The 20,876-nt window shown below is 70.3% G+C and carries 19 protein-coding genes and 2 tRNA genes; 13 read left to right on the top strand and 8 right to left on the bottom strand.

What is annotated here, in order from left to right; genetic code table 11:
• Nucleotides 1-39: 39 nt before the first annotated feature.
• Nucleotides 40-708 (top strand): mycothiol-dependent nitroreductase Rv2466c family protein, encoded by a 669-nt coding sequence (locus ACZ6X9_RS14850; RefSeq protein ID WP_469778371.1) that lies wholly within the window; start codon nt 40-42, stop codon nt 706-708.
• A 77-nt stretch (nt 709-785) separates the two neighbouring features.
• Nucleotides 786-1,496 (top strand): hypothetical protein, encoded by a 711-nt coding sequence (locus ACZ6X9_RS14845; protein WP_469778370.1) that lies wholly within the window; start codon nt 786-788, stop codon nt 1,494-1,496.
• 186 nt (nt 1,497-1,682) lie between these two features.
• Here ACZ6X9_RS14845 and ACZ6X9_RS14840 read toward each other — a convergent pair whose 3' ends face one another.
• The 3 genes from ACZ6X9_RS14840 to ACZ6X9_RS14830 form a co-directional block, all read right to left on the bottom strand.
• Entirely contained in the window at nt 1,683-2,324 is a 642-nt protein-coding gene (locus ACZ6X9_RS14840; protein WP_469778369.1) for a superoxide dismutase, read from the bottom strand.
• Between the two features lie 177 nt (nt 2,325-2,501).
• Nucleotides 2,502-3,917, bottom strand: coding sequence for an amino acid permease (locus tag ACZ6X9_RS14835; protein ID WP_469778368.1), 1,416 nt, complete (start codon nt 3,915-3,917; stop codon nt 2,502-2,504).
• A 186-nt stretch (nt 3,918-4,103) separates the two neighbouring features.
• Nucleotides 4,104-5,504, bottom strand: a complete 1,401-nt coding sequence (locus ACZ6X9_RS14830; protein ID WP_469778367.1) for an amino acid permease — start codon at nt 5,502-5,504, stop codon at nt 4,104-4,106.
• A 379-nt stretch (nt 5,505-5,883) separates the two neighbouring features.
• Between ACZ6X9_RS14830 and ACZ6X9_RS14825 the strand changes: the two genes are divergently transcribed.
• Entirely contained in the window at nt 5,884-6,477 is a 594-nt protein-coding gene (locus tag ACZ6X9_RS14825) for a biotin transporter BioY (RefSeq protein ID WP_469778366.1), read from the top strand.
• 71 nt (nt 6,478-6,548) lie between these two features.
• On the opposite strand, the gene ACZ6X9_RS14820 is transcribed toward ACZ6X9_RS14825, so the two are convergent.
• Together ACZ6X9_RS14820 and ACZ6X9_RS14815 are read right to left on the bottom strand one after the other, a co-directional pair.
• Nucleotides 6,549-7,169 carry a Uma2 family endonuclease gene (locus ACZ6X9_RS14820; protein WP_469778365.1) on the bottom strand — a complete coding sequence of 207 codons (621 nt, stop codon included), beginning with the start codon at nt 7,167-7,169 and terminating at the stop codon, nt 6,549-6,551.
• Nucleotides 7,170-7,414: 245 nt separating this feature from the next.
• On the bottom strand, nt 7,415-8,848 hold the full coding sequence (locus ACZ6X9_RS14815) for an amino acid permease (protein ID WP_469778364.1): 1,434 nt from the start codon (nt 8,846-8,848) through the stop codon (nt 7,415-7,417).
• 156 nt (nt 8,849-9,004) lie between these two features.
• On the opposite strand from ACZ6X9_RS14815, the gene ACZ6X9_RS14810 reads away from it, so the two are divergent.
• The 4 genes from ACZ6X9_RS14810 to ACZ6X9_RS14795 all read left to right on the top strand — a co-directional run bounded on the left by ACZ6X9_RS14810 (nt 9,005) and on the right by ACZ6X9_RS14795 (nt 13,016).
• Nucleotides 9,005-9,493 (top strand): ribose-5-phosphate isomerase, encoded by a 489-nt coding sequence (locus tag ACZ6X9_RS14810; protein WP_469778363.1) that lies wholly within the window; start codon nt 9,005-9,007, stop codon nt 9,491-9,493.
• A 118-nt stretch (nt 9,494-9,611) separates the two neighbouring features.
• Nucleotides 9,612-10,421: an Fpg/Nei family DNA glycosylase gene (locus tag ACZ6X9_RS14805; RefSeq protein WP_469778362.1), complete on the top strand. Its 810-nt coding sequence runs from the start codon at nt 9,612-9,614 to the stop codon at nt 10,419-10,421.
• A 270-nt stretch (nt 10,422-10,691) separates the two neighbouring features.
• The gene (locus ACZ6X9_RS14800; RefSeq protein WP_469778361.1) at nt 10,692-11,837 is read left to right on the top strand and encodes a PP2C family protein-serine/threonine phosphatase; all 1,146 of its coding nucleotides are present in this window, start codon (nt 10,692-10,694) and stop codon (nt 11,835-11,837) included.
• 375 nt (nt 11,838-12,212) lie between these two features.
• Nucleotides 12,213-13,016: a hypothetical protein gene (locus ACZ6X9_RS14795; protein WP_469778360.1), complete on the top strand. Its 804-nt coding sequence runs from the start codon at nt 12,213-12,215 to the stop codon at nt 13,014-13,016.
• On the opposite strand, the gene ACZ6X9_RS14790 is transcribed toward ACZ6X9_RS14795, so the two are convergent.
• Complete coding sequence (locus tag ACZ6X9_RS14790) at nt 12,934-14,145, bottom strand: acyltransferase family protein (protein ID WP_469778359.1); 1,212 nt, start codon at nt 14,143-14,145, stop codon at nt 12,934-12,936. The two genes, ACZ6X9_RS14795 and ACZ6X9_RS14790, sit on opposite strands and share 83 nt — an antisense overlap.
• Nucleotides 14,146-14,414: 269 nt before the next feature.
• Between ACZ6X9_RS14790 and ACZ6X9_RS14785 the strand changes: the two genes are divergently transcribed.
• Nucleotides 14,415-14,609, top strand: a complete 195-nt coding sequence (locus ACZ6X9_RS14785) for a hypothetical protein (RefSeq protein ID WP_185944962.1) — start codon at nt 14,415-14,417, stop codon at nt 14,607-14,609.
• Nucleotides 14,610-14,697: 88 nt separating this feature from the next.
• Here ACZ6X9_RS14785 and ACZ6X9_RS14780 read toward each other — a convergent pair.
• Nucleotides 14,698-14,768 (bottom strand) — tRNA-Gly (locus ACZ6X9_RS14780).
• 267 nt (nt 14,769-15,035) lie between these two features.
• On the opposite strand from ACZ6X9_RS14780, the gene ACZ6X9_RS14775 reads away from it, so the two are divergent.
• The 5 genes from ACZ6X9_RS14775 to clpX all read left to right on the top strand — a co-directional run bounded on the left by ACZ6X9_RS14775 (nt 15,036) and on the right by clpX (nt 19,916).
• A tRNA-Pro gene (locus ACZ6X9_RS14775) sits at nt 15,036-15,112 on the top strand.
• Nucleotides 15,113-15,255: 143 nt separating this feature from the next.
• Nucleotides 15,256-16,632 carry a trigger factor gene (tig, locus tag ACZ6X9_RS14770; protein ID WP_469778358.1) on the top strand — a complete coding sequence of 459 codons (1,377 nt, stop codon included), beginning with the start codon at nt 15,256-15,258 and terminating at the stop codon, nt 16,630-16,632.
• 451 nt (nt 16,633-17,083) lie between these two features.
• On the top strand, nt 17,084-17,689 hold the full coding sequence (locus ACZ6X9_RS14765) for an ATP-dependent Clp protease proteolytic subunit (RefSeq protein ID WP_051072744.1): 606 nt from the start codon (nt 17,084-17,086) through the stop codon (nt 17,687-17,689).
• A 52-nt stretch (nt 17,690-17,741) separates the two neighbouring features.
• A complete protein-coding gene (locus ACZ6X9_RS14760) occupies nt 17,742-18,431 on the top strand; it encodes an ATP-dependent Clp protease proteolytic subunit (protein ID WP_469778357.1) in 690 nt (229 codons plus the stop codon).
• A gap of 192 nt (nt 18,432-18,623) precedes the next feature.
• Nucleotides 18,624-19,916 carry an ATP-dependent Clp protease ATP-binding subunit ClpX gene (clpX, locus tag ACZ6X9_RS14755; RefSeq protein ID WP_469778356.1) on the top strand — a complete coding sequence of 431 codons (1,293 nt, stop codon included), beginning with the start codon at nt 18,624-18,626 and terminating at the stop codon, nt 19,914-19,916.
• Between the two features lie 66 nt (nt 19,917-19,982).
• Here the strand turns inward: clpX and ACZ6X9_RS14750 are convergent, their stop codons facing one another.
• Entirely contained in the window at nt 19,983-20,834 is an 852-nt protein-coding gene (locus tag ACZ6X9_RS14750; protein WP_469778355.1) for an ATP-grasp domain-containing protein, read from the bottom strand.
• Nucleotides 20,835-20,876 lie beyond the last annotated feature (42 nt).

Here is a 20,876-nt window from a genome sequence, read left to right as displayed (position 1 = left end):
GCTTCGTCGCGCTCGCCGCGCCCCACCGAGGAGAACCGCATGGAGAACCGCACCGAGGAGAACCGCATGACCGGGACCGGGGCCGAGAAGGTCACCGCCGACTTCTGGTTCGACCCGCTGTGTCCCTGGGCCTGGATGACCTCCCGCTGGATGCTGGAGGTCGAGAAGGTCAGACCGGTCGAGGTGCGCTGGCACGTGATGAGCCTCGCCGTGCTCAACGAGCATCGGCTGGACGAGGTGGACGAGAAGTACCGCGAGCTGATGGTCCGCGCCTGGGGCCCGGTGCGGGTCTGCGTCGCCGCGGCCAAGGAGCACGGCGAGGAGGTGCTCGGCCGCCTCTACACCGCGATCGGCACCCGCTTCCACCACCAGGCGCTCCCGCAGGACCGCGCGACGCTCGTCGCGGCGCTGGAGGAGGCCGGCCTGCCCGCCTCGCTGGCGGACGCCGCCGACACGGACGCGTACGACGAGGAGCTGCGCGCCTCGCACCGGAGCGGCATCGAGAAGGTCGGCGAGGACGTCGGCACCCCGGTGATCGCCGTGCCCGGGCCGGACGGCTCGGAGGTGGCCTTCTTCGGCCCGGTCGTCACTCCCGCCCCGAAGGGCGAGGCGGCGGCCCGGCTCTGGGACGGCACGCTGCTCGTCGCCTCGACGCCGGGCTTCTTCGAGATCAAGCGGACGCGGACGGTCGGGCCGATCTTCGACTGACCGCGGCGGGAGGGGCGGTCCCCCGACCGAACCCGGTCGGCGCGCGCCCGCCCCTGCCCTCCCTTAGGGTCCGAACCATGGGCCAGACCGACCTCTCCAGGCCGCTGGGCCGCGACGGCGGCTGGGCCGAAGCGGAGCCGCCCTGCCGCAACGCGGCCTTCGCCGAGCTGCCCGTACGCCCGTACGACCTGCTCACGTTCGGTGCCTGCCGGGCGCTGGCGGCCCTGTGGTCACTGCTGGGGCTGCGCCGGGCGGCGGGCATGCTGCGGCACTATCTGCGTGCCACGGGCGGCAACCGCCGGGTCGACGCCGAGGAACTGCTGGCCCTCCCGCCCGTCCGGGCCGCGGTCGACGAGCAACTGTCCCGCTGGCGCGCGGAGGCCCTCGCCCGCTGGTTTGGGGACGAACGCGGGGCCGGACACCGGTCCGCGGACGAGCCGTGGCCGGGCGGCGAGCCATGGCCGGGCGGCGAGCCGTGGCCGGCGGGGGAGCGGACGCCCGCCGCCTACCCGGCGGACAGCGGCTGGCGCGACCTGCTGATCACCCGCCGCGTGCACCCCGACTGGTGGCTGGCCCTGCGCTGCGTGGAGTTCCGGCTGACCGGCACGGTACGGGTGGACGCCGCCGGGGAGGCGGTCGTCGACTACCGCTTCGCGGTGCACAAGGCGTGGAACTTCGACCGGGGGAAGTCGGAGCTCGGTGTTCCGTTCGCGCCGTTCGCGCGGCTCCACGAGACGGGTCTGGCCCGGGAGTTCACCGTGACGGGCGAGGCGTTCGGGCACGGCTGACCCGCCGAAGGGCCCCTGGGGATGCCCGGGGGTGAGAGCATGGGGGAGGAAGGCCCCGCGCGCATCGACCGCGCGGGGCCTTCCCGTGCCTGCCGCGTGACACGGGTGAGAAGACGATCACGAGCAGGCCGTTCGAGTGGCCTCTCCGGGAGACCTTTCCGGGAGGCCTTTCCGGAAGAGCCGGGCTCAGGGAGCGAGGAGCAGCGCGTTGGTGCGCTCCTTGGCGGCGGCGTAACGCTTCGCCACGTCCTGCCAGTTGACGACCTGCCACATGGCCTCGATGAAGTCCACCTTCTGGTTCTTGTACTGCAGGTAGAAGGCGTGCTCCCAGGCGTCGAAGACCAGGATCGGGGTGGACCCCTGGCCCACGTTGCCCTGGTGGTCGTAGACCTGCTCGACGATCAGCTTGCCGCTGAGCGGCTCGTAGGCGAGGACGCCCCAGCCGGAGCCCTGCGTGGTGGCCGACGCCTTGGACAACTGCGCCTTGAACTTGGCGAAGGAGCCGAAGGACTCGGCGATGGCGTCGGCCAGCTCGCCGACACCGTCCTTCTCCAGGGGCTCGCCGCCGCCGTCGCCGGTCATGTTCTGCCAGTAGATGCTGTGCAGGATGTGGCCGGAGAGGTGGAACGCGAGGTTCTTCTCCAGGCCGTTGACCGCGCCCCACTGGTCCTTGTCCCGGGCCTCGGCGAGCTGCTCCAGCGTGTCGTTGGCGCCCTTGATGTAGGCCGCGTGGTGCTTGTCGTGGTGCAGCTCGATGATCTTCGCGTCGATCACCGGCTGGAGCGCCGCGTAGTCGTACGGAAGTTCAGGAAGTGTGTAGATGGCCATGCCGAGCCCTCCGACTGCTTATTGCAATTAACTTGCAGGTAGACGCTATCAGCAAGTGCACCTTCTTTCCCTTCGGACCATGGGTCAAGGGGCCTTCTCCGTCAAAAGACCGAGGCGGGGTCGGTCCTGGAGCTCAGGACCGACCCCGCCTCGGGGACGCGGGAGAGTTACGGGTCGTCAGTTCCGGCGGTGCGCCGTGGCGCGCTGGCGCAGGTAGCCGATGAGGGCGAGCGCGATCGTGAGGCCGGCCGTGGCGTAGAGCTGCTGGGCCGTGTCCTCCTCGCGCAGCATCAGACCGAGGGTGCAGAGGATGCCGACGAGCGCGGCGATGGTGAGGTACGGGAACCACCACATCCGCACCACGAGCTTCCCCGGCTGCTCCTGCTGCATCCGGTACCGCATCATCAGTTGGGTGACGGCGATGAAGCCCCACACCACGAGGACGGCGGCGCCCGTCATGTAGAGCAGCCACTTGAAGACGGTGTCCGGCCACCAGTAGCTCAGCAGCACCGCGAAGAAGCCGAAGGCGGAGGACGCGACCACGGTCCGCCGGGGGACGCCGGAGGAGACCTTGCCGAGGAAGCGGGGGCCCTCGCCGCGCTCGACCAGAGAGTGCGCCATCCGGGACGCGCCGTAGATGTTGGCGTTCATGGCGGAGAGCAGGGCGATCAGCACGATCACGTTCATGATCTCGCCGGCGGCCGGGACGTCGAGGTACTTGAGGACGGCCACGTAGGGGCCTTCCAGGACGGACTTGTCGGTCCACGGGATCAGGGTGACGACGACGAGCATGGAGCCCACGTAGAAGAGGGCGATCCGCCACATCGCGGTGCGCACCGCCTTGGCGACGCCCTTGACCGGCTGCTCGGACTCGGCCGCGGCGATGGTCACCGTCTCCAGGCCGCCGTAGGCGAAGACGGAGGCGAGCAGGCCCGCGACCAGGCCGTCGGTGCCGTTGGGGAGGAAACCGCCGTGACCGGTGAGGTTGTCGGTGCCGGGGGCGTCGGTGCCCGGCAGCAGACCGCAGATGGCGAGCACGCCGAGCACGAGGAAGACGCCGATCGCCGCGACCTTCAGGGTGGCGAACCAGAACTCGAACTCGCCGAAGTTCCCGACGGCCGCGAGGTTCGTCCCGCAGAAGACCGCCATGAACAGCAGGACCCACATCCAGGAGTCCGTGGCCGGGAACCACTTGACCATGATCGTGGCGGCGCCGATCGCCTCGACGGCGATGCCGACGCAGAGCTCGATCCAGAACATCCAGCCGGCGGTGAAGCCGGCCCACGGGCCGATGGCCTTCTCCGCGTGTACCGAGAAGGTGCCGGACGCGGGGTTGGCCGCGGCCATCTCGCCCAGCATCCGCATCACGAGCATCACCAGGAGCCCGGACACCGCATAGGCGAGGACGATTCCCGGGCCGGCGGCGGCGATGCCGGTGCCCGAGCCGACGAAGAGGCCGGCGCCGATCACGCCGCCCAGGGCGATCATCGAGAGGTGGCGCTGCTTGAGGCCGTGCGACAGGGCGGCGCCGGGGGCCGGCGCCGTATCGGTGACCTCGCGCTCGGGCGCGGGGGTCGCATCTGTCCGAGTCATGGTCGTGTCTGTCCCCGTGGAATGAGTGATGAAAGGGTTGCTACAACGGGCAACAACCCGGAAAAGTTGCCTCAGTGTGGGGGTGATGTTCGCTCAGGACAACACTTGTCACACAGATGTCCGGTATTTAGACACGGGGATTACTCTCCGCACCTGATATATCGCCAGAATCGGCGTCTTTACGTGTTACGCCCGGGCCCGGCGGCGGAGCCGGAGCTCCCGGATCCCGGCGACGGCGAGCACCGCGCCGGTGGCCGCCGCCGACCACAGCAACTGCGGGCGGGCGGCCTCGTCGGTGAGCATCAGCACCAGCACCGCGGCCATTCCGGCCAGGGCGGCCCAGGTCAGATAGGGGAAGCACCACATGCGCAACGTCAGGCGCTCGGGCATCTCCCGTTCGATCCGGCGCCGCAGCCGCAACTGCGAGGCGGCGATCAGACCCCAGACGAAGAGGAGCACCGCGCCGACCGAGTTGAGCAGATAGCGGAAGATCGAATCCGGCCACTCGAGGTTGAGGACGACGGACGCGAAACCGAACGCCACGGAGGCGAACACCGCCCGGCGCGGCACCCCGCCGCGCGAGACGGTCAGCAGCGAGCGCGGCGCCTCGCCGCGCTCGGCGAGCGAGAACACCATGCGGGACGAGCCGTAGAGGTTGGCGTTGAGCGCCGACAGCAGCGCCACGAAGATCACGACCTGCATGATCTGGCCGGACGCCGGCACCCCGATCCGGTCCAGCACCGCCACGTAGGGGCTCTGTCCTGGCTTCAGGGACGACCAGGGGAGAAGGGTGACGATGACCAGCATCGAGCCTACGTAGAAGAAGAGGATGCGCCACACGGCGCTGCGCACCGCCCGGCCCACCGCGCGCTCCGGGTCCTCGGACTCGGCGGCGGCGATCGTGACGACCTCCAGGCCGCCGAAGGCGAAGGCCACGGCGAGCACGCCGGAGATCACGCCGCTCCAGCCGTTGGGCAGGAAACCGCCCTGGCCGGTGAGGTTGGAGAGGCCCACGGGGTCGGTGTCCGGGAGCAACCCGAAGATCGCCAACAGGCTGAGGCCGAGGAAGAGGAGGATCGCGCCGATCTTCAGGGCGGCGAACCAGAACTCGAACTCGCCGAAGTTCTTCACGGCGGTGAGGTTCGCGGTGGTGAACACCACCATGAACACCAGCACCCAGGCCCACTGCGGCATCCCCGGCACCCAGCCGTGCGCGATCTGCGCGGCGGCCGTCGCCTCCACGGCCAGCACGATCACCAGCAGGAACCAGTAGAGCCAGCCCACCGTGAACCCGGCCCAGCGGCCGAGCGCCCGCTCCGCGTGCACCGAGAAGGAGCCGGACGCGGGCATCGCCGACGACAACTCGCCCAGCATCCGCATCACCAGCATGGCGAGGGCGCCCGCCAGCAGGTACGAGACGATGATCCCGGGGCCCGCGACGGAGATTCCGGCGCCCGAGCCGACGAACAGGCCGGCGCCGATCACGCCGCCCAGCCCGAGCATCGTCAGATGCCGCTGCTTGAGCCCCGCGGACAGCGGCTCTCTCTCACCGGCGAGCGGCTCGGCGGCGGGGGGTGCGTCGTGCATGGGGGCTCGTACTCTCGGTTCGTGCGGCGCGCGCGTCGGAGGCGCACATCTGCGGTCGCGCGAACTCGGCGGTGCCGGCGGTGCCCGCGCCGCCCCCGGACCGGTGGCGGGCGCAAAGCATGCGACACGTGAAAAGTGCGCGCAAGTCTCACCATTCTCCCGGTGCGACGGCGGGAACCAAGCCGAGCGGCCCTTTCGGTGACGAGCATCACTCGGCTCGTCGCCGCATTTCGGAACCCACCAAAGCGGGTGGGGGCCCTTTGTGACGGCTGCCTCATGCCGATTCGAGTGAGCTGGGCTAACGTCGCGGTGTTCTTGTATGAGCCCCGTAAGTTCTTGTACGAGTCACCTATCCGACCCTTCGTCCAGCGGAGTACCGATGGCCAGCGCCGCAGTTTCAGTCCCCCGGACCGGTACGGTCCTCGCCGATCTCCTGCCCGCGTCCTCCTCCCGCGCCCGGGACGTCGCCCTCGTCGTCGGCGGCGCCGCCCTCACCGGCATCGCCGCCCAGCTCACCGTCCCGGTGCCGGGCTCGCCCGTCCCGGTCTCCGGCCAGACCTTCGCGGCCCTCCTCGTCGGCACCGCCCTCGGCGCCCGCCGCGGCTTCCTCTCCCTGGCCCTCTACGCGCTCGCCGGCATCGCCGGCCTGCCCTGGTTCGCCGACGGCAAGGCGGGCGCGGCCTTCCCGTCGTTCGGCTACGTCCTCGGCATGCTGCTCGCCGCCACCGTCGTCGGGGCCCTCGCCCGTCGCGGCGCCGACCGCTCCGTCCTGCGCACCGCGGGCACCATGGCCCTCGGCACGGCGATCATCTACGCCGTCGGCGTCCCGTACCTGGCCCTCGCCCTCCACATGCCCCTCGGCGACGCGGTGGCGGCGGGCCTGACCCCGTTCCTCATCGGCGACGCCCTCAAGGCGGCGCTGGCGATGGGGGCGCTGCCCACGGCCTGGAAGCTGCTGGGGCGGCGGGGCTGAGGTCTCCTTTTCCGTACGGGCGCGGGCCCGCACCCTCCTGAGCGAGGGGTGCGGGCCCGCGCCCGTACGCACTAGCGTGTGTAGCGCGGCAGGTGCTCGGTCGCCAAGTCGCCACCCAGATGCTCGGGGAGGGGGGCGGGATCCCCGTACTTGCCTTGGGTGACGGTGCGATAGCCGTTGTCGGACGGCCGTGAGTACAGCGCCCAGTCGCCGCTCGCAGGGTGCAGGTAAAGCAGTACGGGCACACGGGCCTCCGCGTACCAGGCGATCTTGTCTGCGATGCCGACGGCACGCTCGGACGGGGAGGTCACTTCGACCGCGAGGTCGACGTCCTCACCGGGCAGCAGCCAGTCGTCGGAGTCCATCGCCTCGACCTGGCACACCACCCCGTCCGGGGTGGCGTAATCGTCCGGGTCCGAAGGGAGCGGGATGGAAGTGACTTCGAAGAGGTCGCGGTCCGGGTCGATGTGCGGAGCCAGGAGCTTGCGCAGACAGCGGATGGTGAGGTTGTGCCGCCGCCGCGGGGTGGGGGACATCATGAGCGTTCCTCGGATGATCTCGACCCGGAGGCCGGACGCCTGCTCGATCTGTTCGGCGATCTCCCGTGGCTCCCCCGTGATCCTCGGCATCGCCTGCGCGTCCCTGCGGGGCTCGTGGTCCGGGTACTCGTAGTGGACGGGCTGCGCGGACATGCTCACTCCTTCCCGTGGTGATGCCCAGTCTGCCCGGTGACGGGAGGGGGCGGCCCGGTTGCCGTCCCCCGACGGTAGATGGCCCGATGATCTGCGGGGCGCACGGACGGCTTTCTTCGCTTGCATGCTCGCTTTCCGCTCGGTTGTGCCCGGCAAGGTGTGCGAAACCGCTCGTTCCGCGGCGGAAAGCGAAAACGCCCGGCTCGTCACCCCGAGGGGCGACAGGCCGGGCGCTCGTCTGTTCGTTACTTCACCGCCCGCCGGCGCCGGTCCATGACCAGGCCGATGGCCAGGACCACCGCGGCCACCAGGACGGAGAGGGCGACCTGCTCGCGGTTGTCGCCGCCGTCGTAGACCATGTAGCCGAGCACGAAGAGGATCATGCCGATCGTGGCCCAGGTCAGGTACGGGAACAGCCACATCCGCACGACCAGCTTCTCCGGCGTCTCGCGCAGGATGATGCCGCGCATCCTCAACTGGGTGAAGCAGATGACCAGCCACACGAACAGGGCGACCGCGCCCGACGAGTTCAGCAGGAACTTGAAGACCGTGTCGGGCCACATGTAGTTGAAGAAGACCGACAGGAAGCCGAAGACGACCGATCCGAGGATCGCCGCCTGCGGCACGCCCCGGCCGTTGACGCGGGCGAACGCCTTCGGCGCGTCGCCGCGCCGGCCGAGGGAGAAGGCCATGCGGGAGGCCGTGTAGAGGCCGGAGTTGAGGCAGGAGAGGACGGCGGTCAGGACGATGACGTTCATGACCTGGCCGGCGTGCGGGATGCCGATCGAGTTCAGCGCCGCGACGTAGCTGCCGTCCTTGGTGATCTCCTTGGAGTTCCAGGGCAGCAGGGTGATGACGACGAAGATCGAGCCGAGGTAGAAGACGGCGATGCGCCAGATGACGCTGTTCGTCGCCTGCCGGACGGCACGCTGCGGGTTCTCGGACTCGCCGGCGGCGAGGGTGACGATCTCGCTGCCCATGAAGGAGAAGACGACCATCAGCACGCCGGTGAGGATCGCGCCGGGCCCGTTGGGCAGGAAGCCGCCCGCGTCGGTGAGGTGCGCGAAGCCCGCGCCCTCGTTGTCGGAGCCGGGCAGCACGCCGAAGACCGCGAGCCCGCCGATGATGACGAACGCGCCGATGGCGACGACCTTGATGCCCGCGAACCAGAACTCAAACTCGCCGTACGAGCTCACCGAGGCCAGGTTGGTGGCGGTGAGCACGACCATGACGATCAGCGCCCACGCCCACTTGGGCACGGCCGGCACCCAGCCGTTGAGGATGGACGCGCCGGCCGTGGCCTCGACCGCCAGGACGACGACCCAGAAGAACCAGTAGAGCCACCCGATGGTGAAACCGGCCCAGCGGCCCAGGCCGCGGTCCGCGTAGGCGGAGAACGAGCCGGAGGTCGGGTTGGCGGCGGCCATTTCGCCGAGCATCCGCATGACCAGGACGACCATCGCGCCCACGAGGGCGTACGAGATCAGAATGGCGGGGCCGGCGGCGGCGATACCGGATCCGGAACCCACGAAGAGTCCGGCGCCGATGACCCCGCCAATGGCGATCATGGAAAGGTGGCGGTTCTTGAGTCCGGCCTTGAGACCGTCCCCCGTCCCCGGCGCGGTGTCGGCGGGATCGCCGGACGACGCCTTCGTCATGGTCGGCGGTATCGCGCTCATGGGCAGTTTCCTTTGGTTCTCGGGTTGCGAGCCCCCGCATTAGAACTTTTCGAAGGTGTATTTCGGAAGACCCGAATCCGTATCGTTGCATTCACGCGCTGTACCCATCAGGGAGCGTGGCACGGGCACCCGCCGGGACATGCCACACTCGGACGCATGCGCGTGTACCTCGGCTCCGACCATGCCGGTTACGAACTCAAGGCCCACCTCGTCGAGTGGCTCACGGCCCAGGGCCACGAGCCCGTCGACTGCGGCCCCCACCTCTACGACGCCCAGGACGACTACCCGCCGTTCTGCCTGCGGGCCGCCGAGCGGACCGCCGCGGACGAGGGCAGCCTCGGCATCGTGATCGGCGGTTCCGGCAACGGCGAGCAGATCGCCGCGAACAAGGTCAAGGGCGTCCGCGCCGCGCTGGCCTGGAGTGAGCAGACCGCCGCGCTGGGCCGGGAGCACAACAACGCGAACGTGATCGCGGTGGGCGCCCGGATGCACTCCCGGGAGGAGGCGGTGAAGTTCGTCGAGGTGTTCCTCGCCACGCCGTACTCCGGTGAGGAGCGTCACACCCGCCGCATCGAGATGCTCAGCCGCTACGAGACGACGGGTGAGCTGCCCGCCATCCCGGCGCACCACCCGCAGCAGGACTGACCACCCGGACGGACCGGGGGCCCGTGGACACACCGGGTCCCCGTGAACGTCCCCGGGCCCGCCGCGTCGTCGCGGCGGGCCCCTCGCCGTTCCGCCGACCGTCCGGGAGGACGCAGCCATGCCCGAGGGGCACACGATCCACCGCCTGGCGGCGGACCACCGCGCCCTGTTCGCCGGCCGCCCGGTCCGGGCGACGAGCCCGCAGGGCAAGTTCGCGGACGGTGCCGCGCTGGTGGACGGCCGGGTGCTGGAGGAGGCGGAGGCGCATGGCAAGCACCTCTTCCTCGGCTTCGGGCCCGCCGGCTGGATCCACGTCCACCTCGGTCTCTTCGGCAAGTACACCCTCGGCACCGCCCCCACGCCCCCGCCCACGGACACCGTCCGGCTGCGGCTGGCCACCCCCGAGGCGTACGCCGACCTGCGTGGCCCGACCGCCTGCGCGCTGCTGACGGACGGCGAGAAGGACGCGATACACGACCGGCTGGGGCCCGACCCGCTGCGGGAGGACGAGGACCCGGAGCCGGCCTGGCGGCGGATATCGCGCAGCCGGACGAGCGTCGCCGCCCTGCTGATGGACCAGAAGGTGGTCGCCGGGGTCGGCAATGTCTACCGGGCCGAGGTCCTGTTCCGGCATGGCATCGATCCCTACCGGACGGGCCGTGATCTCACCCGGTCCGAATGGGACGCCATCTGGCACGACCTCGTGGCGCTGATGCGCGAGGGCGTGCGGAACAACAGAATCGATACCGTCCGGCCCGACCACACCCCCGAGGCCATGGGCCGGCCGCCGCGGGTGGACGACCACGGCGGCGAGGTCTACGTCTACCGGCGCGCCGGACAGCCGTGCCACGTCTGCGGGGAAGAGGTGCGGACGGCCGGGCTGGCCGCCCGCAACCTGTTCTGGTGCCCGGGCTGCCAGCGGAAGTGAACACCCGGGAGCGTGCGCCCGGCCCGCGCGCCCCGCTCGTACGAGCGAACCCTTTTGCACGCCCGGGCCCTCTTGCCTGCCCGGATCCTCTTGCGTGACCGGATCCTCTTGTACGACCGGTTCCGCCGCCGTACAGCCATGCGGGCAGCCGTATAACCGATCAGGTGAGCGTCTTTCGCATAGTGTTGCGTCCCAGGTGCCCGGCGGGCAGCCGTGTCGGCGCGGCGTGAATCGACGCGCCGCCGAATGGGTGGATAAGGTCCCGAAGCAATGACTGGCGGTGCGGAGACCCCGACGGCCCGGATGCGCAAAGCACTGCACCGGGCCCGTACGAACGTGCGCAAGGCCGGGGTCGACTACTTCCGCGGCGACGGCTCCGACTGGCTGGCCCTCAGCGCCCTCCTCTTCTCCGTGCCCGCCCTCGCCATCGGCACCATCGCCCAGCCCGAGTGGTGCGCCCCCGCCGCCCTGGTCCTGCCCATCGTGGCCGGCGGACTGCTGCTCCGCCCTGCCAGCCTCCTCGGCCTCTACGCGGCGGCGGCGACCGCCCTCATCGTCGAGTCGGCGGTCCTCGACCCCGCCGCGTACGGCGCCGACCGGGTCACCCCCGGCACCATCCTCGTCGTCGCCGCCGTCGGCTTCCTCGGTCTGCTCATCGCCCAGTTCCGCAGCCGCGTCGGAGTCCCGTGGCGGCGTGGCGGAACCATGCTCTTCGACCTCCGCGAACGCATCCGCGTCCAGAGCAAGCTGCCCAAACTGCCGCGCGGCTGGCACCGGGAGATGGCTCTGCGGCCCGCCGGCGGGCAGTCGTTCTCCGGCGACTTCGTGGTCGCCGCCCGCACCAACGGCGGCCGGACCCTCGAAGTCGTCCTCACCGACGTCTCCGGCAAGGGCATGGACGCCGCCTCCCGCGCGCTGCTGCTCTCCGGCGCCTTCGGCGGGCTGCTGGGGTCGCTGCCGCCGCACGCCTTCCTCCCCGCCGCCAACGGCTACCTCCTCCGGCAGGACTGGGACGAGGGCTTCGCCACCTCCGTGCACCTGGTGCTGGACCTGGACAGCGGCGACTACGAGCTTTTCTCCGCGGGGCACGTGCCCGCCCTCCAGCTCAGCGCCGGGTCGGGGCGCTGGGAGGAGAAGGCCGCCGAGGGACCGCTGCTCGGCGTCTACGACGGCGCAGAGTTCGACTCCGTCAAGGGCCGGCTGCGCCCCGGTGACGTCCTGATGCTCTTCACCGACGGACTGGTGGAGACCGCGGAACGCGAACTGACCGAGGGCATGGACCGGCTGACCGGCGAGGCCGACCGGTACGTCACCACCGGATTCGCGGGCGCCGCCTGGCACTTGATCGAGGCCGTGGCCAAGGACGTCAACGACGACCGGGCCCTGCTGCTGATCTGCCGCGACCGGCGCGACTGAGCGGAGCTCCCGGCGGGGGAGACGGAAGCGGCGTCCGGGGTGAATTCCGGGAGAGCACCGGCCTATTACCGATTCTTTCCGCCGCTTTTCGCCTCGCGGTTTCCCGGGCCGCCGAACCCGGGGACATTTCCCCGCCCTTCCGGCACGCCTTCGCGCCGTCCTGTCACCGAGGCCGCGCGGCATTGCGATGTCCGGGCGCGCGTTGATAGACATGTCCGTCGCCGAACGCCCGGCACGACGGCGGAACGCATGCGCGCATCCGCCGACGGCCGCCGGTTATTCCGCCGTACGCCGCACCACGTCGTCCCGCCGCGCTCCCGGCCCGCCGGTCGACCACGCTCACCGCGCCCACTCTTTCCCACGGGGGGAATTGGCATGACCACACCTCAGCCGCCGCACCAGCCACAGGCGCCCTACGGGTATCCGCAGCAGCCCCAGGGCGCCGCGCCGCCGCCCCAGCCCAACCCTTACGCCCGGCAGCAGCCCGGCCCGTACCAGGCCCCGCCCGCCGCGCCGCAAGGCAACCCGTACGGAGAGCCGCACGGAAACCCGTACGGGACCGTCCCGCAGGGAAACCCCCAGGGCAACCCGTACGGGACCGCCCAGGGGAACCCCTACGGCGCCGCCACTCCGCAAGGCCATCCGTACGGGACCGCCCCGCAAGGGGACCCGTACGGGGCCGCCGCCCCGCAGGGAAGCCCCTACGGCGTCCCGCCGCAGCAGCCCGGCCCCTACGGGGCGGCTCCCCAGCAGGCCCCGCAGGGGATTCCGCAGCCCGCGACGCCGGGCGCGCACGGCAGTTGCCAGGTGTGCGGCGGCTTCCCGGCCGCCGAGGTGACCATCCGGCGCCACCAGGGCCTGGTGATCATGATGCGGTTCTTCTCGCAGAAGGGACGGTTCTGCCGCACCTGTGGCACCGCGCTGCTGCGCGACATGACCGCGAAGACCTGCTGGCAGTGGTGGAGCCCGTTCTCGCTGATCATTTTCACGCCGCTGACCCTGCTCTGGAACCTGTTCGTGCACTCCAAGCTGAGGAAGCTCCCGCCGCCGGCGCCCGGCGCCCACGGGCCGCAGCCGGACCCCGGCGCACCGCTCTTCAGCCGCCCGCAGGTGATCGGTCTGCTGGGACCGGTGGGCTGGTACGCGGCCGTGCTGCTGTCACTGTCGCTGACCCGGTAATCCCACCCGTCGCCGCGTCCCCGGCCGCCGGCCGCGCCGCACCGGCGGACCGGGGCGGCAGGCGGAAGGCCCAGTCCATCCGCGGTTCGATCACCGGGCGGAACACCCGCCGCACCGGCGCCGAGCACAGCACCGTCACCAAGGCGACGGCGAGGACCGACACCAGGACCTCGCCCGCCGGCCGGCGGATCCAGTCGTACGCGTCGTACCACTCCCACCACCGGGACAGCTTGATCACGAAGCCGTGCAGCAGGAAGCCGTACATCGTCCCGGTGCCCAGCGTCGTGAACCAGGTCCGCCGGCGCGGCACCCAGGCCAGGAAGCCCACCGTCAGCGCGGCGGCGCACAGGAAGAGGGCGAACGTCATCACCGGTGCCGTCCAGGCGGGCTCGCCCAGGTCCCGGACGGTGGCGTTGCGGTAGAACCAGCCGCTGTCCAGTTGTGGGGCCAGCAGGTACGCCGTGGCCACCGCGCAGCCGAACAGCGGCACCGCCGCGATCCGCACCCAGCGCCGGCGCACCAGCTCGAAGTGGGTGGGCTTCAGGTGCAGGCCGATGACGAAGAACGGCAGGAACTGCATCACCCGCATCACGTCGAACTCGCTGCCCACCTCCGGGGCCAGCATCGCCATGATCGCGACGGCGAAGGACAGCGGGACCGGCCGGCGCACGATCCGCCAGATCGGCGTCGTCAGCCGCCACAGGAAGAGCGCGGCCAGGAACCAGTTGAGGTACCAGGGCTCCAGCAGGGTGAACGGCTCCGGGTCGGCGCCGTCCTCGGCCAGGTGCTGGAACTCCACGTAGGCGAGCTGGAAGATCAGGTACGGCACCAGGACGCCGGTGATCAGCCGCTTGACCTTGGGCGGGCTCATGTCGAAGCCCCGCGAGAAGTAGCCGGAGATCAGGATGAACGCCGGCATGTGGAAGGTGTAGACGGTGAGGTACAGCGCCGTCGCGGCGCGGCTGCCGTGGGTGAGCGGTTCCCAGGCGTGGCCGAGCACGACGAGCACGATGGCCAGGTACTTCGCGTTGTCGAAGAAGGGGTCGCGCGATACGGCGGCGGAACCGGCCGGGGGCGGGCCGGGAGCGGGGGCCGCGGTACGCGCCGGGGACGTGGCGGTACGGGACATTCGACGCACCCTAGCGGGGTCCGGCAAAGCGGTGGCAATCCTTCCGTTCGGCCGCCCGGGGGTGCCCCGAGGGGCTTCCGGTACCCCCACCCTCCGCCGACCGGCCACCGCGGCCGGAAATCGCCCCCCGACGGAGTCGGTCAAATCGTCGATGAATCGTCACATCACCTCCACGGCGGGCGAGTTGATGGCACGATGGTGCGGTGGAGCCCGACGAGGTGGTGCTCCGGGGACCGGGCCAGGTTCTTCGACCGAGGGTGTGATCAGTTGTGGCCATATCGGTGTCTGCGGTGCTGCTCTTGGCGATCATCCTGGTGATGATGATTCGCGGCGGGAAGATCAAAGCCGGCGCGGCCACCGTCGCCGCCCTCTTCGGCTTCTTCCTGGCGTCGTCGGGCATGGCCCCGTCGATCCACCGGTTCCTCAACTCGCTCGCCCAGACGATCAGCAACATCAAGCTCTGACCCGTCGCCCTCCGGAGGACCGGAGGGCGCGGGCACTCGGCGTGGAACACGAGAAACGCCCCCGGCCGGTGGCCGGGGGCGTCGTCCGAGCGGGCGACGGGAATCGAACCCGCGTAGCCAGTTTGGAAGACTGGGGCTCTACCATTGAGCTACGCCCGCGCGCGCCGCTCCCACCCCTACGGGGGTGCGGCACTGACGTGCATCGTAGCGGGTCCCGGCCCCTCGCCGCACACCCCGGTGCCGGTCCCGGTGCGGGCCTCGCCCCGCGGCCCGCCGGCGCCCGCCCCGCGGGACCGTCCGTCTCGTTTGCCCCACGGGCAACCCCCGTGGTCACCGCCATGGTCATCGCCGGGCAACCCCACGGTCACGGCGTGGTCAAAGGTCAGCCCGAGCCCCCGGGGGCATGTACCCTACGTGTCGCACCGACGGGGTGTGGCGCAGCTTGGTAGCGCGTCCGCTTTGGGAGCGGAAGGTCGTCGGTTCGAATCCGGCCACCCCGACCAGCAAGATCGCCTTGTGGGGCTCATCCTGCGTGCGGTTACTATGCAGGTTGCGCGTCTGTGTCTCTAACTACCGGGCGCGATCGGCCGGGGCTCAGCAGAGCCTCGGCAGAAAAACCCGAAGTCAGCCCCAAGGAGACCGAACCGTGAAGAGCGCCGTGGAGACCCTGAACCCGACCCGGGTTCGGCTCACTGTCGAGGTGCCCTTCGAGGAGCTCAAGCCCAGCCTCGACGCGGCGTACAAGAAGATCAACCAGCAGGTCTCGGTGCCTGGCTTCCGGAAGGGCAAGATCCCCGCCCGGGTCATCGACCAGCGCTTCGGCCGCGGTGCGGTGCTGGAGGAGGCCGTCAACGACGCCCTCCCGAAGTTCTACACCGAGGCCGTCAACGAGGGTGAGCTGAACCCGCTGGGTCAGCCCGAGGTGGACATCACGGAGCTGAAGGACGGCGAGCTGCTGACCTTCACCGCCGAGGTCGACATCCGTCCCGCCCTGGAGATCCCGGACTACTCCGGCATCGAGGTCACCGTCGACGCCGTCGAGGTCACCGACGAGGACGTGGAGAAGTCGGTCGAGCAGCTCCGCGAGCGCTTCGCCACCACCTCCCCGGTCGAGCGCGCCGCCGCCGAGGGCGACATCGTCACCCTCGACCTGGAGGCCAAGGTCGACGGCGAGGTGCTGGAGGACGGCGTCGCCAAGGGCGTCGACTACACCATCGGCTCCGGCCAGCTCCTCGACGGCATCGACGAGGCCGTCACCGGCCTGGAGGCCGGCGGTACCGCCACCTTCACCTCCGAGCTCAAGGGCGGCAGCGCCGAGGGCAAGGAGGCCGAGGTCAAGGTCGACGTCACCGCGGTGAAGTCCCGCGAACTGCCCGCCCTGGACGACGAGTTCGCCCAGCTCGCGAGCGAGTTCGACACGCTGGAGGAGCTCAAGGCGGACAGCCGTGAGCGCCTCGCCCGGATGAAGAAGTTCGACCAGGCCACCCAGGCCCAGGAGAAGGTGCTCGACGAGCTCCTGAAGCTGGTCGAGGTCCCGATGCCGGAGAAGCTGCTCGAGGACGAGGTCAACACCCGGAAGCACAACCTGGAGCACCACCAGCTCGGCCAGATGGGTCTCACCCTGGACAAGTACCTGGAGATCCAGGGCAAGTCCGCCGAGGAGTTCGACGCCGAGCTCAAGGAGCAGGCCGAGAAGGGCATCCGCACCCAGTTCGTCCTCGACGAGATCGTCAACAAGGAGAAGCTGTCGGTCGGCCAGGACGAGCTCACCGAGCACCTGGTGCGCCGTGCCCAGTCCTCCGGCATGAGCCCCGACCAGTTCGCCCAGGCCGTCGTCGAGCAGGGCCAGGTCCCGATGCTCGTCGGTGAGGTCGCCCGCGGCAAGGCCCTCGCGACCGTCGTCGAGGCCGCCACGGTCAAGGACACCAACGGCGAGGTCGTCGACCTGGAGGACGAGGAGGACGAGACGGCCGAGACCGTCGAGGCCGCTTCCGAGGACGCCGAGGCGAAGAACGAGGGCTGAGCCCCCGAAGGGCTGAGCCTCCCGAAGGGCTGAGCCCCCGAACGCCCACCGGTCGCGCTCCGCGGCCACCGTGCCCCCGGGCCCGGTGACCGCGGGGACGGCCTTCCGGGACGGGCCCGGACACGGCCCCGCCGCCAGTCGGCGCGGGTCGCGTCCGGGCCCGTCCCGGCTTCGGGTGCCGGACGGCCACGCGGGGGCGCGCCGGTGCCCCCGGGCGCCGCCGGTGGCGGCCCCGCAGGGCCGGAGGGGCCGGAACCTGCGCTCAGAGCGAACAGTTCCTCATGCGGGATGGCGCCCGCCGACCAGCGCGTTAGGGTCCGTAGATACGAGGGCAGGGGAGACGTTGAGCGCGCCGGACCGTACCGGCCCCAAGGCCCCCCGGCCCCGAGTGAAGACGCGGAGACGGCCCGTTGCCGTCAGAGACGAGCAGGTGGATCACGTGACGAATCTGATGCCTTCCGCCGCCGGCGGACCTTCCATCGGTGGTGGCCTCGGCGACCAGGTCTACAGCCGACTGCTCGACGAGCGGATCATCTTCCTGGGCCAGCAGGTCGACGACGACATCGCCAACAAGATCACGGCTCAGTTGCTGCTCCTTGCCGCCGACCCCGACAAGGACATCTACCTCTACATCAACAGCCCCGGCGGCTCGGTGACGGCCGGCATGGCGGTCTACGACACCATGCAGTACATCCCGAACGACGTGGTCACCATCGGCATGGGCCTCGCGGCCTCGATGGGCCAGTTCCTGCTGACCGGCGGCACCCCGGGCAAGCGCTTCGCGCTCCCCAACACCGACATCCTGATGCACCAGGGTTCCGCGGGTCTCGGCGGTACCGCCTCGGACATCAAGATCCAGGCCGAGCAGTTGCTCCGCACCAAGAAGCGCATGGCGGAGATCACCGCCCACCACACCGGCCAGACGGTGGAGACGATCATCCGCGACGGCGACCGCGACCGCTGGTTCAGCGCGGAGGAGGCGAAGGCGTACGGGATCATCGACGAGATCATCACGCACGCCTCCGGCGTTCCGGGCGGCGGCGGCACCGGGGCCTGAGCCCCGGCATTTCCGCCCGACCGTCGAATCCCAGCCAACGACCGCCATCAGGATGGTGAACACCCGCATGAACAACCTCTCCGGCAGCGGCCTGTACACGGGCCCGCAGGCGCAGTTCTCCGGCCTGCCCGCCGAAAGCCGTTACGTCGTCCCCCGCTTCGTCGAGCGCACCTCGCAGGGCGTCCGCGAGTACGACCCGTACGCGAAGCTCTTCGAGGAGCGCGTGATCTTCCTCGGCGTGCAGATCGACGACGCCTCCGCCAACGACGTGATGGCGCAGTTGCTGTGCCTGGAGTCGATGGACCCCGACCGGGACATCTCGATCTACATCAACTCGCCCGGCGGCTCGTTCACCGCGCTGACCGCCATCTACGACACGATGCAGTTCGTGAAGCCGGACATCCAGACGGTCTGCATGGGCCAGGCGGCCTCCGCCGCGGCGATCCTGCTGGCCGCGGGCACCCCGGGCAAGCGCATGGCGCTGCCCAACGCCCGTGTCCTGATCCACCAGCCGTCCAGCCAGACCGGCCGTGAGCAGCTCTCCGACCTGGAGATCGCGGCGAACGAGATCATGCGGATGCGGACGCAGCTCGAGGAGATGCTGGCCAAGCACTCCACCACGCCGATCGAGAAGATCCGCGACGACATCGAGCGCGACAAGATCCTCACGGCCGAGGACGCGCTGGCGTACGGTCTCGTGGACCAGATCGTCTCGACGCGCAAGTCGTCCGTCGCGGTCTGACGTTCTGACGTGACGGTCCGGGAACCGGCCGGCGGCGGGCTCCCGGACCTCCCGGACACCGTGCCGCCGGTACCCCCCTTGGCCGAGTAGGTGCGAGGGGGGCCCGCACGGGGGGCCCGGCAAGGTACCGTCGATAGGCAAGCACCCGGGTTCGCAGAGCAAGGCGGATCCCAGGCGAAGGGGAAGCACCTCGTGGCACGCATCGGTGACGGCGGCGACCTGCTCAAGTGCTCGTTCTGCGGGAAGAGCCAGAAGCAGGTGAAGAAGCTCATCGCGGGTCCTGGTGTGTACATCTGCGACGAGTGCATCGACCTCTGCAACGAGATCATCGAGGAAGAGCTCGCGGAGACCTCCGAGGTGCGCTGGGAGGAACTGCCCAAGCCCCGGGAGATCTACGAGTTCCTCGAGGGGTACGTCGTCGGGCAGGAGGCCGCCAAGAAGGCCCTCTCGGTGGCCGTCTACAACCACTACAAGCGCGTCCAGGCCGGTGAGACCGGCGGGCGTGACCGTGACGACGCCATCGAGCTGTCCAAGTCCAACATCCTGCTGCTCGGCCCCACCGGGTCGGGCAAGACGCTGCTGGCGCAGACGCTCGCCCGCATGCTCAACGTCCCGTTCGCCATCGCGGACGCCACGGCGCTGACCGAGGCGGGCTACGTGGGCGAGGACGTCGAGAACATCCTGCTGAAGCTGATCCAGGCCGCCGACTACGACGTCAAGAAGGCCGAGACCGGCATCATCTACATCGACGAGATCGACAAGGTCGCCCGAAAGAGCGAAAATCCGTCGATCACTCGGGACGTCTCCGGCGAGGGTGTGCAGCAGGCCCTGCTGAAGATCCTGGAAGGCACCACGGCCTCGGTGCCCCCGCAGGGCGGCCGCAAGCACCCGCACCAGGAGTTCATCCAGATCGACACGACGAACGTGCTGTTCATCGTGGGCGGCGCGTTCTCCGGTCTGGAGAAGATCATCGAGTCCCGGGCGGGCGCCAAGGGCATCGGCTTCGGCGCCACGATCCGCTCCAAGCGCGAGATCGAGGCCAGTGACCAGTTCCAGGAGGTCATGCCGGAGGACCTGGTCAAGTTCGGCATGATCCCGGAGTTCATCGGCCGGCTGCCGGTGATCACCAGCGTCCACAACCTCGACCGCGCGGCCCTGCTGAAGATCCTCGTCGAGCCGCGCAACGCCCTGGTCAAGCAGTACCAGCGCCTCTTCGAACTCGACGGCGTGGAGCTGGACTTCGACCGCCCGGCGCTGGAGGCCATCGCCGACCAGGCGATCCTGCGCGGCACCGGCGCGCGCGGTCTGCGGGCCATCATGGAGGAGGTCCTCCAGTCGGTGATGTACGAGGTGCCGTCCCGGAAGGACGTCGCCCGGGTCGTCATCACGGCGGACGTCGTCCAGTCGAACGTCAACCCCACCCTGGTACCGCGCACCCGCGGCAACGAGCCGGGCCCGGGGGAGCGGCACGAGAAGAGCGCGTGACCCGCACCGCTCGCGAGAACGCCCGGCCGGATGCGATCCGGCCGGGCGTTCCGCTTGTCCGGGCCGTCAGTGGGGCCGCGTGGCCGCCCGGTGCAAGGACGCGGTCAGGGCGTCGAGGAACGCGTCGCGGGTGGCCGGCGGCAGGAGGTCGAGGGAGAGGTACGGGTTGAGGTCCTCCAGCTCGACGAGGAGCAGCCCGCCCTCCGGCGTGCGACACGCGTCGACGCGCTGGATGCCGTGGTCCGCGCCGTTCCACTCGACGAAGCGCCGGGCGAACGCGAGGTCCTCCTCGGTGGCCTCGTAGGGCTCCAACGCCCAGCGACGGGCCGGGTCGGGGGCGTACAGGGCGTACTGGAAGCGGTCGTCCACGAAGTAGAACGACACCTCGTACGCGAAGTGGATACGCGGCTGGACGAGGACCTCGCCGTCCGTGACGCGTTCCGCGAGCCGCTCGCGGGGCACGAACTCCAGGCCTATGGAGTCGGCCCCGAGCTTGGGCTTGAGCACGTACTCGTCGACGGCCGGGAGCCGGTCCGTGTCCCGTGCGCGGTCGACGGTCGGGATGACCGGGTAGCCGGCGGCGGTGAGGTCCAGCAGGTACTGCTTCCCGGCCATGTCCGCCTTGCCGGTCAGCCGGTTGTACACCCGGGTGCCGCGCCGGACGGCCTCGGCGCGGAAACGGTCGTACTCAGCCTGATAGTTGAGCACCGGGCCGCTGTTGCGGACGACGACGAGGTCGAAGGCGTCCATCAGCGCGACGGCGTCCAGCGGGTGGCAGAGCGCGATGTCGAACCGCTCGCGGAGCCGGGAGCTCACGAAGATGTCCTCGTCGCAGTACCGGCGTCCCCTGGCCTCGTAGGCGAGGTCGGTGACGTAGAGGACGCGGGGGCGTGCGGGCGACGGGGCGGGTGCGGGCATGGGGGCTCCTGGGAGTGCTCGTGGATCACCGGCCACGCTATC

Source organism: Streptomyces sp. NPDC052910, from assembly GCF_055585605.1.
This window is presented reverse-complemented; position numbering and strand designations above follow the sequence as displayed.